The following is a 12,281-nucleotide window of genomic DNA, read 5'->3' on the forward strand; positions in this document are numbered from 1 at the left end:
CTCTCCGAGCCAAATAAGCTCCGTGGCAACCGTTAGATTTTGAAATCGCTCGTTTTTAGCCAAATAAGCTCGCTGGCAACCGTTAGAATTTGTCCGACCGTCTCATGCTCGCCTTCCGTTAAGGTTACTCCGACCATCCCATGCTTATCTACCGTTAGAGTTACTCCGACCGTCCCATGTTTATCTACCGTTAGAGTTACTCCGACCGTTACCTTCTCGCCTTCCGCAAGGCGATCCGGGCACTGCATGCTGTTAGAGGCTCGAGCGGACCGACTCCCATACGCCCGAAGCCCTTCCCGTTGATTTCCAGCCGAAACGTCGCCCATTAACGCGACGATCATGCAGCTCATACCTCACAAGTATGAAAAAAAGCGTCCGGCAAACGTTTGGCTGGCTTGCCGGGACGCTTTTCGTAGGCGCTTTTCGGTATTGCGGGTCAAGCATCCCGCGTGAAGGGTTCATCCGCTTCCGCTCCACCGCTCCACGCGACGGTTGCAGCCTGGACCTCACCGCATCCCATAGGCCCATGTTTGGAACCCTCCAAACCAGGCCATTTTGAATCATTCGATACGTGCGGCTCCAGTCAAGGCAGGATGCGGTTAATAGAAGATGATAAGCTCAAGCTCGCAACCGGACGAGCGATTATCTCTCCAGCACAAGCTGAAGGGCGTCTTCGCCCGCATGCACCGGAATATCGGGCATAAGCGCAGGCTCGTCGTCCTTTGAGGCGTCAGGGCGCAGCCACCTTTTATGCGACACGCTTCCGTACAGCTTGGATTCCTTTAATTGAAAATACAAAATATCTCCGTAGCTGGAGGGTTTGTTGGCGGAAGGCTGTCCGACCACCCGGCCCAGCTTCCCGTCCTGAACCCAGACGGCCAGCATGGTGGCGGAGCTGAACGTCCGTTCGTCGGTCAGCACATACAGGTCCACCTTGTCATTTGCCAGCGACCGGTTGTCCGGCTTAAACGAAACCGAACCGCTGGAACGAAGGTAGCCCCTCTGCCCGGAGGCTTCCTTCGAGAAGCGGATCACGCTGCCGTAAGCGCCTTCCCGCATGGACATGGCATGCAGCAGCCGGGTGACCGCCCGGGAATCGCCGCCCGGGTTTCCGCGCACGTCGATCACGACCTTGCGCAGTCCCTCGCTCAGCGCCCGCTTCAGCTCGTCAATTGCCCGGTCCAGCTCCGGGCCCGTTTGGCAGATCCGCAGGGTGACGATAAAAAAATCGCCCTCCCTCCGGCTTTCTGCGTCAGGCAGCCCGTTTTGAACGGCCGCCTGCTCCGTTAACCGGTATGGGATGCCCGCCTGCCGCACTTCGCCGTCCGCTTTCAGCTCCAGAACAACCGGACCGCCGGCCTCCGCCCCCGCCGCCTCCAGGACGGATTTCCGCTTGGCGTGGGTGACAAAATTCAAGGCGGTAGCGGAATCGTTTTCGGCCGGAAACAGCTCGTCCACCTTCTCCATTACCCGGGAAATGGGCACCCCGCCGACGGCCCTCACCTCCGCTCCTGCGGGAAGCTTCCCTCCGGGCAGCAGGAAAAGGCCCCCGTTCCGCCATTCCCAGCTCACCTCAAGCTCGGGACCGCTTTCCCAATACAGATGCGTATGCCCGTCGTTCAGGACGCTCAAGTACCGGCTTGTCGCCAGCCGGAATTCGCCCACGGTCATGCCCTCGGTTGCGGAAGACAGATACCGTTCCTTCTCCGTAAGATAAGCCGGGGACGGCTTCTCCAGAAAAGCCGGATGCACGTCCTCCAGGAACGCCGCCATCTGTTCCGCGTCGGACCGTACCTGAGCGGCAGTCAAAAAACGGTCCGCAACCGGCTGTTCCGTGATTACCGGCGTCCGTCCCGCCTTTAATGCGATCGGATATTTATAGTAGGCCGCCGTACCGCCCGCCGCTACCAAAAAAAGCAGCAGAAGCAAGCCTCCCTGAATCATACGCTTTCTTTTGATCCGCCGCTTCATACGTTCGGAGCCCCTTTTCCGTCCCTTTCCATCCTTTCCTCTAATTCGACAAGGAACGAACGTTTCCCTTCTGCCCCCCCTGATTCCCGCAAACGCAAAAAAATCCCGCAGCCCCTGCCACGGGCTGCGGGATGGAACGGCTCCTTTAAAACCAAGACGTGCCGCCGCAGCACGGTTAACCCGAGCCGGAGAGCCCAGGAGCGTAAGGATCAGGCTGCGGAGCGGCGGGCACTTCCTCGGGCAGCTTCTTGGATGCCCCCGGCACCTCGTGCGGCCGGGCTTTCAACGCTTCCGGCCCGTAAAAAACGACCCGGATCTGGCCGCTGCCCGCGTAAGTGCGGATCAGCACCGGCTGGTTATACGGGTTAAGAAAAACAAAATCCGGGCCGTACCAGCTGACGGTTGCATCGCGGCCCGAAGGGACATAGGACACGCTCCGGCTGTGCGAATGCCGCTCTACGATTTTCATGCCGGCCCGGTCGGCGGCATTGTAGAGCGTCGAAGAAACCTGACAGATGCCGCCTCCGATGTCGCCCGAATATTCCCCGCGCACAATGACTGGCGCACGCAGATAGCCTTTTTCAGCCGTCCGCTTGCCGACGGTTTTGTTGAACGACAACCGTTCCCCGGGAAAAACCACCTGGTTGTTGAGCATTTTTGCGGCCAGAACGATGTTCTGGGAACGGTTTTTATTACCCGGGTTGTAATAGGTCGCATACTGCGCAACGGGCTTGGCCCGGATCGCGAGCAGCAGCTCGCCGTCTACCCGGGCGCGGGCCTTCGCCAGCGGCACCTCGATGCGTCCGGGCGTCCCTTCGTAAACGGCCCGGTAAAACCGGTCCCGGAATACAGTCCGGTCAAGGCGGATACCGTCCCGCTCCGGCTGAATTTCCCCATTGCCGCCAAATGCGGCATCCCGGGGAGGAATGTCCACCTTGCCGGAGATGTCATCCGCAAGCCGGGCGAACCTCTCTTCGTCCACAAGCGGCACGCCGACGAACGGCTGCAGATAATCCCGTGCCGCAACGGTGTCCACCGGCGTTCCTTCCTGCTCTATGGAAACCAGACCGGGAAGCGGCCCGGGCGATAAAAACAGCGCCGCCGCCATGATCCAGCTCAAGCTCACGATTATCAGGCCCCCCAATGCGGATCGTCGGCTTAGTATGGATGAAATCCGGCGGTGGCATACAGCGCCGGCCTGCGGCATCCCAACCGCCGCGCCCCAACCCGAGCCGAAACGAAAGCAAAGAAGAGCGCCTGCCCTTGCGGCAGAACGCTCTTCTCTAGCCAAGAAGCAAATGCCCGGCCGTCCTTCTTATTGGTTGACCAAGTGCCTTCGGCTCGCCTTAAGGTTAACCAAGTTGACCTGGGGTCTCCTTGGATTCCCGCCGTCCATTACTTACCGTCAAGGTCGCCGTCAAGGTCGAGGCCCCGGCTTTTGCGGGTTAACCCCTCTTCCCCTTTGACCACCGTGTCCCCGCTGCGTTCCACGCGCACTTCCTCGCGTTTTACTTTATCCCGGACCTGCTCGGTTTCCTCGACAGTCCGTTTGCCCACGGAAACTTCGCCGGTGACGACCGTGTTTTTATGCACGTCCACCTTTTCTTCGCTTACGGGAATCCGGATGGTTTCCTCTTCGCCGATCGGGGCTGCCTGCCTGTCGCCGGCAAAATCGGAAACCGGCTTGCGCTCGATGACGACTTCTTCCCGGCTAACCGGGACATGAATGGTCTTCTCGTCCTCAATGACTTCCTTGCGGAGGGTTACTTCCCCCGTTTGCTGCCGGCTTTTCTCCACATCCAGACGCTCCTCCCGGATGGGCACATGCCGGTCCTCCAGCTGTTCCCCGTAGACGGTATCGCTTCCTCGCGCATAAGCCTCTCCGGATTCGTTATCAAGGGCATAGGCATCCGTTTCGGTTCCCCAATCGCGGGCGTAAGCGTCCGTTTCCCGGACATCCGCGTAGTCGTCCGCCGGAGCGGAATAGCCCGTACTCTCCGTCCCGGTGTAAGCGCCCGAACGGTCCGTATGATCGCCGTACAGCGCCGCCGGATTCCGGGATTCGGAAGCCGTCGCCGTACGGGCCATATCCGAAGGCGCGTCGGACCAGTCTTGGCCAGATTCGAACGCCGCGTTGTCGTCCGCCAGGGCTGCCTCCTCCATGCCCCGGTTATAGTTCGGTACGTTTACGGCATGGTGTTTGCCGAATATTTCATAAACGGTTCCGCGTTCCCCGGCTTCCGCATCAACCAGAACCAGATAGTTCCCTTCCTTGACGTAAGCGTCGTACTCCTTTGCTTCGTCCTCCGGGATGCCCATGCCAACCAGGCCGCCGACAAGCCCGCCGGCGCCGGCGCCTACAGCGGCGCCCGTCAAGGTGGCCGCGATCGGCCCAGCCGCCACGATCGGCCCTATGCCCGGGATTGCCAAAGCGCCAAGGCCGGCCAGAAGTCCGGTGACGCCGCCGAGCAAGCCGCCGGTCGCCGCCCCGGTCGCCAATCCCTCCGGCGCTTTGGTGCCGGTTGTCTCGGTCATATCTTTCACATCGTCTTTGTTTTTGCCGATTACCGAAATGTCGTCCTTCGCAATGCCTTGCCTTTGCAGCTCTTCGATGGCCCGAACGGCGTCCTGCTCTGAGTTGAATACACCTGTGATCTTGTTGGTTGCCATGTCGAATTCCTCCTCTTGAGCTTTATTGGAAAAAGGTTGCGTTGACACATGTCTATTTACCCGGCCCCCGGGATTCGTAACAGCAAGTTTCTGGAAGCGGGCTGCACAGAAAAGGCTGCCGGCACTTGCCCGGCAGCCTTTGCGCGCCAAACGGCGCTTCTGAAATGCAATTGTAATGCGGGACGGGTGCCCGTTCGGGCAAGCATGTCCCGTGCCGATTTGCCGGCCCGCCAAACGGGTCAGTTGGCGGCATCCAGCGCGTTTTTCGCCGCGCTTTCCCCTCCGAGACGGCCGGAGGTGAAGGAGTAGCCGATGCCAACGCCGTTGCCGACATAAGTATCGTTAAACAGTACGCCTTCGGACTCCAACCCGACGGCGTAGAGGCCTTTGACCGGCACACGTTTGTCGTTCAGCACCTGGAATTTGGTGTTAACCAGCAGGCCGCCGACCGAACCCAGGTTGTTGATCTCGGCGACAACCGCGTAGTACGGGCCGTTTTCGCCCATCGGCTGCAGGTATTCCGCCGGTTTGCCGAATTCCGCATCCGCTCCGGTATGGGTCGCCTTGGTATAGTTCTTGAACGCCTCGGCAAACACCGCCGGGTCCATTCCTGCGTTTTTCGCCAGCTCTTCCGCCGTGTTTCCTTTGAAGCCGTCCCCATTTGCGACCATCGAATCAAAAACCTTCTGAACGTCCTTCCACGGGTTCTCCAAAGTGAACTGGCCGGCAAACTCCGCGTAAAATTCCGGCGGCATGCCCGGCAGCGAGGGGGCCTTGACGCCGTTCATCCCCTTGGCGGCAAGCGCATCCAGCTGCGATTGCGACACAATGACCAGGTGATAAGGGCCGTTAAACGCGCTGGTGTTGGCGGCCGCGACCGAGGTCAGCGTCGCCGCTTCGTCGCGGAAGCGGGCGCCCGACGGGCCAACGTTCATGAAGTTGGGCAGGTACGTCAGCATCAGCGGGTAGCTTGCCTGGAAAGGCTCGTATTGGCCTTTGAGCTTGGCCGTTGCCCTCGCCAGCGTCTGGTGCAGCATCTGGCCGCCAAAGTTGTCCGGCACCTTCGCTCCGGCTTCCCATGCCATCTGGAGCCCTTCGCCGACGTTTTGCCCGAGGCCGCCGTTGATGCCTTCAAAGCCGAAGCTTTCCTTGACCATCTCGGCGTTGGCCGCATAGCCGCCTGTCGCCATCACGACGCTTTTGGCCGTGATCTCCAGCGTGGTGCCGTCCGCTTTTTCGGCGATGACGCCTGTGACCTCTCCGGCATCGTTGACGATGAGCTTCTTGGCGGGCGTTTCCGTCAGCACCTGGCCGCCGTTTTGCTCCACCGAAGCGTTCAGCATCTTGCGGAGCGCCGGTTCACGCTTCGAATAGTCCGGCAGCACATGAAGCGGTTCGCCGGCGAAATTCAGGAACGTCGTTTGGTACCCTTTTTTGGCCAGCCAATCATAGGTTTCGCCCGACTTCGTGACATATTGGCGGATGGCCGCCGCATCAACGCGCCAGTGGTTGTTGAGGATCCAGTCGGCGATTTCCTTCTCCACTTCCACCTTCAGCCCGCTGTCCACCGCCGCGGAGGAATTGTAAAACTTGCCCGCCCACGACAGGTTGCTCGCGCCGCCGATGACGGCCGTTTTCTCGAGCAGAATCACTTTTGCGCCATTGTCGGCAGCGGTCACCGCCGCCGAAACGCCGGACGCGCCCGCGCCGACGACCACGACATCCGCGCTCAGCTGCTCCGTTTTGCCTTCGCCCGCTTTTTTGACCGGCACCTTGAGGGCCGCCACATCGGCGCCCGACTGCTTCACGGCGGCTTCCACCGCGCTTACCATGGCGCTGCTGGACAAGCTGGCGCCGCTGACCGCATCGACCGCCAGGCTCTGCCCGTTCAGAATCTGCTCCTTGACCTTCTCCAGCGCCGAATCGCCGAGCCCGCCCGTTTCCGTCTGGCTGACGATCTTGATGTCGTCGATTTTGTTCGGCTCGCTCATCGTAACCTCGACCTTTACGATGCCGTCCTTTCCTTCCGCTTCTCCGGTATAAGTCCCGGCTTTAAAAGCGCCCGCCGAAGAAGGCGAAGCTGAGGCCGTCGCCGTGGCGCTTGCTTCCGCCGAAGCCGATGGCGCGGGGGAAGCCGCTGTGTTTTTCTTGCAGCCTCCGAGCAGCGAAGCCGCAAGCAGCAGGCTTGTGCCGACCAGCAGCCCTTTGTGAATGGTGTTCCGTCCCTTCATGAATGGTCTCTCCCCGTGATGTGATTGTAACAAACCGTTACAAGGAGAGTGTAAAACATTGGTGCGGCACCAAGGTCAAGCCTTTTGTGAAAAAAGGTTCATTCCGCCTCCTATGTGCGAACGGAAACCGGAAGAAAAAACTTCAGATACGAGCGGCTGGCGCCTTGTTCTTTTTCGGTCAGGAGCAGCTTTCCGGTTATGTCGCCGGAAACCGCAAGGCCGTTCTCTTCCGCATAGGCGAGCAAAAACCGGATCGTCCCCGGCTCAATAAACTCGCTTTCAGGCGCCCGGATCACCGCGGTCACACAGGTTGCGGCCGGAACATATTCCACATGCTCGTCAAGCGAGACGCCCAGAAGCTGCGCGTCCTCCTCATGCAGGGCAATGCCCCAGCTGTACGGGCAGCTTTCTCCTCCGCAGACCAGAGGCTCCCGGTCCATCCGAAATGAGAAAAACGTATAAGGCAGCAGCTCCATCCACTCGTTGACGGTTTCTTTCAGGAAATCGAGCATCAGCAGATCGTTGCGGTCCGTTTGCTTCAGCCGGTACATGGCCGGGATCTCCTTGACTTCACAGCGGAAAAGCGACTGCTCCGCCTCGGCCAGCTCGGCCTCAATCGTTCTTATCCGGCGCAGCAGCCGCAAGCCGGCTTCGATTTCTTCCTCCAGCGCTTCGGCGGTCCCCCGGATTTTGCCGAGAATGCTTCCGGCGGACGACGTCTTCATCAGCCCGCCCACCTCCTGCAGCGGGATGCGCATGCTCCGGTACCACCGGCTCATCAAAAGGTTGCGGACGTCGAGGTCGCTGTAATAGCGGTAGTGGTTGGTGCGGTCCTTGTACGGCTCTACGATGCCGTGCTTTTCGTACAAGCGAAGCGTATCCGCCGTAATCCCCAGGATCGAACCAAATTCCCCGATGGAATATTTCATGTCTGGTGTCCCCTTTGGCTCTGTCTGAACCTTCATCATACCGTGTCGCGGAAAGCGATGCCTGTAATCGACTTCACACCGGTAAAGGGAGGTGATGTTATAGACGAGGCCGAAGCGAAACGCTTTGCCGTTACGGAAGCCTCCTTGCCTATCTCCCGCAAAAACAAGAAAAGACCATCCCCCGCATCGGGATGGCCTTTCCATTGGGCGCGGCGGACAGCCCGCCCACCGGCGTTCCGGGACATGCTCCTAGAGCTGGCCGTCCCGGGGCTCCGCCTTGCGTCCGCAATGGTCGCAAAACTGCGCTTCCGCCGGCAGCTCCCGCCCGCAATCGGCGCAAAAGGCTTTGGCTTCCGGCTCCACCAGCTCCGCTTCCGCCACAATGACCGCTTCTTCTTCCGTCTTCGCCCCGCATTTGCCGCAAAACCGCGAGCCGGCGGGGATTTCCGCGCCGCATTGCGGGCAAGCCTTCAGCCCCTTGATTGCATGCACCTGCCGCTTCAGCTCTTCAATCCGCCCCAACGATGCGGCTACGGTTTCACAGCGGGTCCGGAGCGCATCATGCGGCTCCTCCCCGCAAAGCTCGTAATACAGCTTGCCGATTTCCACATAAGCGTCGCGCAGCTTGTCTTCTTCCCCGTTGATCTGGAGATTCAGCTTGGTCAGATCCGTCAGGGATTTCGTTTTCTTTGCGACGTCTTTGCCCGTGCTGCTTAATTTCTCGCCCAATTTGTCAAAAAAAGACATCTTGCTCCCCCTTTCAGCGGATACCCGCGATGATCAATGCCAACGGCTCGCACCTTTATTTTACCAAACGGGCGGTTCTTTTGTATCGGGGAAATGCTCCGCCGCCCCACCCCCGCTACTCCATCAGAAGTACAAGGAATTCGCGGGGCTCCGACTGCCCCTTCGGTTGGGGACGAAACACAACTCCGTAGCGGCCGCCGCCCATCGGGAACAAATCGGTCAAAATCAGCGGCTCTTGATTCTTTTCATTCCTTCGCCGTTGCATATGCCTCGCAACGATGCGCAAAGGAGATAGCAAATGACCGTAAACAAAACGGAATGGACCATACTGGCAAAACACAGCTTGCGTATTCGAAAACGGCCGCATGATCGCCAAAGGCTAGGTCGGGGTAATCAACATAGCGCCGCTAGCCTACACGACTGAATGCAGACCCGAGATAGATGCCAATGTAAAAACCGAACCGGGGCGGGAATCCGACGCTGTTCTGCTGCAAGCGCTCGATCTCTCTTTATATGAGAGGGCTTTGCAGCTAAAAGAGTCGCTTCCGCCGGAACGGGAAACGGCTCTGTGCGTCGGTTACGATGCTTCGGAGCAGGCGGAGCTGGCTTTTTCCGAGCAGCTCGGCTTCCGGCCGCTGGACCGGCTCTACCGCCTGCGGCGCGATCTTCGGGAGCCTCTTCCCGCCGTGGACTCCGCCCTTGCACTTTACGAAAGCGTGGGCTTTCGTTCGGAAAAAGAAGAGATTCGGCTTTTTACCGAACTTAAATGAAAATCGGATCAAGGCCCCGGCCGTCTATTTGCTGACGCGGTTGCGGCCTTTTTTCTTTGCCCGGTAAAGGGCTTTGTCGGCGGCTTTCATCACGTCGTCCGGCTTCCGGCTGGTGTCGCTTTTTTGAGAAACGCCGATGCTGATGGTGACGAACAGCTCTTTGGGCGTTTTCGGACGGGCCGGCTTTTTTGCGCCTTTTCCGCTTTTGCTCCGTTCCTTTCCGCGCGGGACGAAGCCTTTTTGGGAAACGGTCTCCCGCAACTCCTCCAGGTAGGGCATCGCCTCCTGGCAGGTCTTGTTGCGGAACAAAACGGTAAACTCCTCACCGCCGTAGCGGTACGCCTTGCCCCCGCCTTTTACCTCCCGGATGACGGAAGCGACCAGCTTCAGCACATCGTCCCCGGTATCGTGGCCGTGCGTATCGTTGAATTTTTTAAAATGATCCACATCCAGCATGGCGATGCTGTAGCTGAAGCCGAGCTTCATCATGTCCTGCTTCAGCGCCCGCCGGGACGGCAGCCCGGTCAGCTCGTCCGTAAACGCCATTGCGTACGAATCCCGGAGGATGGAGGCGATCAGAATAAGACCCGCACCGCCGAACCCGATGGCCAGAAGCGCCGACTCCGCCGGATTGCCTTTGCCCGCCGCAAAAACATAGAATACCGCCGCCAGAACGGCCAGAAACGAAATGTCCTGCGCGGACCGTTTGGAGCGGAGCCGGAGAAGCAGCGTCAGCACGGCGGCCGCAAAGGCGAGCAAGGAAAGCGGCGGCAAAGGAAGCGCCAGGCCCGGCTCCAGGTTTGCCGGAAGCAGGCTGCCGCGCAAGCGGGGCAGCCAGGCCGTATGGCCGGCCTGACTGAACCGCAGGAGCGCGGCGAACTGCGCGGCAATGAAGCCAAGCCGCAGGAGCCCCCACAGGCTGACGATCCCCCGCTCCCGCAGCAGGGAAAAGAAAGCGAGGTTAAGCGGAAGGGCCACGCCGAGCAGGAACGAAACCGCCGGCCGGTGCAGGTCGAGCCCCGCCAGCCTCACGGGCAGCTCCGACAAGCACGCGAGCCCAACGCCAAAGAGCAGCATGGCAAACAGCTCCCGGCTGCGGTTAAACTTCCAGGCAATGACGCCCCCGGCAAGCAGGATGACATACGGGGAAACGGTCAGAAGATCAAGCTGCGGCTTGGTCATGTCAGCCGCTTTAAGAAGCATCAAATAAGAGAGCGCCAAGAAAAGCAGGGGAACCAATACAGGCAAAAACACTTTGCGCGCGGTCTTCAAGTCGGCCTATCCCTTCGGTCGGGTTATCGATATATGTACTCTCCTATTATCGGCAGTTAACCGGTCCGCATGCAGCAGGAAAAATGGGAGCGTATCGCAAAGGGATGGGGCGCGCTAGTCTGCCTCCCGATGAAAAGGGCAAGAAACCGATGGCAACAGAAACAGCCCGATCATGGTGATACCGGACCCATAATCAAGCTGTTTTATTGCAACCTCTTTATGTAGCGGAAACGTGTTTAGGGTATAGACTTCCTGCACCGTTGTGCGCGCAATCGCAATAACGAACGCCCATCGGAGCGTTAGTTAACAAAGATCTCCGTTACCGAAACAACCTTCTCCCCCTGGGTTACTATCTCAAAGGGCGTTCGGAGGGGAACATCCTTCCCTCTATACAGAAAAGTCTCAAATTCTTTCCGGCTTGTGGTGAAATACTTTTTATCATCCTCTTCCTTTACAAAAAGGTTGGAGGTGTCGTAAAAAGTATAGTGGGTCTTCTCGTCAAGCGTAAAGCTCTTTCTATCCTCTGTCTCGTTATGAATATAATAGCCATTGGGCATATCCAATGCGGTTAGCCCCAATTCCCGGATTCTCTCCTTATTTTCGGAGGTTATAAACTCAAAGTCGTCAATCTTAAGCGTATCCCCCTCAATAGAAAGATATCCGGTATAAGTCTGTTGCTCTGATAGTGAACCATTTAAAATCCCACTGAAGATTAAGATGCAGATCGACAGGATTACTTGCTTCATTTTTTCAATCCCCCCGGCTAACTGAAAATCCAACGGTTACCTAATTAAGAAATTTCAGATATTTAGCGTCTTCCGGATTTCCAAAACATCTCCCCTCTGATTTCCTGTTTGCAATGCGAAAAAACTCTTTTGCCGTCTCCCACTCTCCTAATTCAAAAGCCACTTTACCCGAAATAAATTCCTTATCGCCCGAATCAATTCGATCAAATCCCGTTAAAAATATTTTACCCGCCCATACTTTTGCCTTCTTAAGATCGTTTGTTATCAAGCAAGTGGCCACAATATCCTTTACCAAATGATAGCTTTCTTCGCAATAAATACCTTTTGGTTCCGGTATTAAATCCCAAGCTTCTTCTAACAACAAAATAGACTCTTCATAGCTGCCATTATCAAATCGTTCATTGCTTTCATTTAAAAGCTCTTCGAACTTTTCATTGATAGGTGATTGCAAAGTCGCCATTTTTGTCCTCCTCCCATCCTATTGATACTCAATTGAGTGCCCAGTTTTATTTTCAACCCCTCTAAGCGGGATCTATCATGACACACAACCAAGTTCTAAGGACACTTATAATCTCCGCCAGCTTGATTGTACCAACAGCACCAAAGTATAACAATGATCCAATCCATACTATTCCGGAAAAGTTGGATATTATTGAATGCATCTTCCAGGCTTGTTTCCGTTAAGTTAATCTGGACATATAAAAAACAGGTTAATCATGGCGGTATCTGACCATAATCAACCTGTTGCTAGTTATCCTATTATAAACGCATTGAAAACTGGTTAGTTCTTCTCCCCAAAAGCTCCCTTGCGAGAGAATTACCATCTATCTCCTCAAGCCGGTTAGCGATCCATTCTAGTAGATAGATCCTAAAATAACGTTTTTACAGTCGTCCTTCTACTCCATACGTCCAGCGAAAAGGAACAGGGTTCTCGTTAACCTCCTG

10 protein-coding genes are annotated in these 12,281 nt (G+C 57.3%); 1 reads left to right on the plus strand and 9 read right to left on the minus strand.

Annotation, left to right across the window (positions count from 1 at the left end; translation table 11 throughout):
- Positions 1 to 642: 642 nt before the first annotated feature.
- The 6 genes from AC6I6H_RS21955 to AC6I6H_RS21980 form a co-directional block, all read right to left on the minus strand.
- The gene (locus tag AC6I6H_RS21955) at positions 643 to 1,971 is read right to left on the minus strand and encodes a S41 family peptidase (protein WP_497956671.1); all 1,329 of its coding nucleotides are present in this window, start codon (positions 1,969 to 1,971) and stop codon (positions 643 to 645) included.
- Between the two features lie 175 nt (positions 1,972 to 2,146).
- On the minus strand, positions 2,147 to 3,097 hold the full coding sequence (locus AC6I6H_RS21960; RefSeq protein WP_497956673.1) for a VanW family protein: 951 nt from the start codon (positions 3,095 to 3,097) through the stop codon (positions 2,147 to 2,149).
- A gap of 269 nt (positions 3,098 to 3,366) precedes the next feature.
- Positions 3,367 to 4,641 (minus strand): YsnF/AvaK domain-containing protein, encoded by a 1,275-nt coding sequence (locus AC6I6H_RS21965; protein ID WP_497956674.1) that lies wholly within the window; start codon positions 4,639 to 4,641, stop codon positions 3,367 to 3,369.
- 239 nt (positions 4,642 to 4,880) lie between these two features.
- The gene (locus tag AC6I6H_RS21970) at positions 4,881 to 6,872 is read right to left on the minus strand and encodes an FAD-dependent oxidoreductase (protein ID WP_497956675.1); all 1,992 of its coding nucleotides are present in this window, start codon (positions 6,870 to 6,872) and stop codon (positions 4,881 to 4,883) included.
- Positions 6,873 to 6,982: 110 nt separating this feature from the next.
- Complete coding sequence (locus tag AC6I6H_RS21975) at positions 6,983 to 7,801, minus strand: MerR family transcriptional regulator (protein ID WP_497956677.1); 819 nt, start codon at positions 7,799 to 7,801, stop codon at positions 6,983 to 6,985.
- A gap of 249 nt (positions 7,802 to 8,050) precedes the next feature.
- The gene (locus AC6I6H_RS21980) at positions 8,051 to 8,548 is read right to left on the minus strand and encodes a zinc ribbon domain-containing protein (RefSeq protein ID WP_497956679.1); all 498 of its coding nucleotides are present in this window, start codon (positions 8,546 to 8,548) and stop codon (positions 8,051 to 8,053) included.
- 524 nt (positions 8,549 to 9,072) lie between these two features.
- Here AC6I6H_RS21980 and AC6I6H_RS21985 point away from each other — a divergent pair.
- The gene (locus AC6I6H_RS21985; RefSeq protein ID WP_497956680.1) at positions 9,073 to 9,318 is read left to right on the plus strand and encodes a hypothetical protein; all 246 of its coding nucleotides are present in this window, start codon (positions 9,073 to 9,075) and stop codon (positions 9,316 to 9,318) included.
- 24 nt (positions 9,319 to 9,342) lie between these two features.
- On the opposite strand, the gene AC6I6H_RS21990 is transcribed toward AC6I6H_RS21985, so the two are convergent.
- The 3 genes from AC6I6H_RS21990 to AC6I6H_RS22000 form a co-directional block, all read right to left on the minus strand.
- The gene (locus AC6I6H_RS21990) at positions 9,343 to 10,590 is read right to left on the minus strand and encodes a GGDEF domain-containing protein (protein ID WP_497956681.1); all 1,248 of its coding nucleotides are present in this window, start codon (positions 10,588 to 10,590) and stop codon (positions 9,343 to 9,345) included.
- A gap of 299 nt (positions 10,591 to 10,889) precedes the next feature.
- Complete coding sequence (locus tag AC6I6H_RS21995) at positions 10,890 to 11,336, minus strand: hypothetical protein (protein ID WP_497956682.1); 447 nt, start codon at positions 11,334 to 11,336, stop codon at positions 10,890 to 10,892.
- A 40-nt stretch (positions 11,337 to 11,376) separates the two neighbouring features.
- Entirely contained in the window at positions 11,377 to 11,796 is a 420-nt protein-coding gene (locus AC6I6H_RS22000; protein ID WP_497956684.1) for a hypothetical protein, read from the minus strand.
- Positions 11,797 to 12,281 lie beyond the last annotated feature (485 nt).

The organism is Gorillibacterium sp. sgz306347 (genome assembly GCF_059735245.1).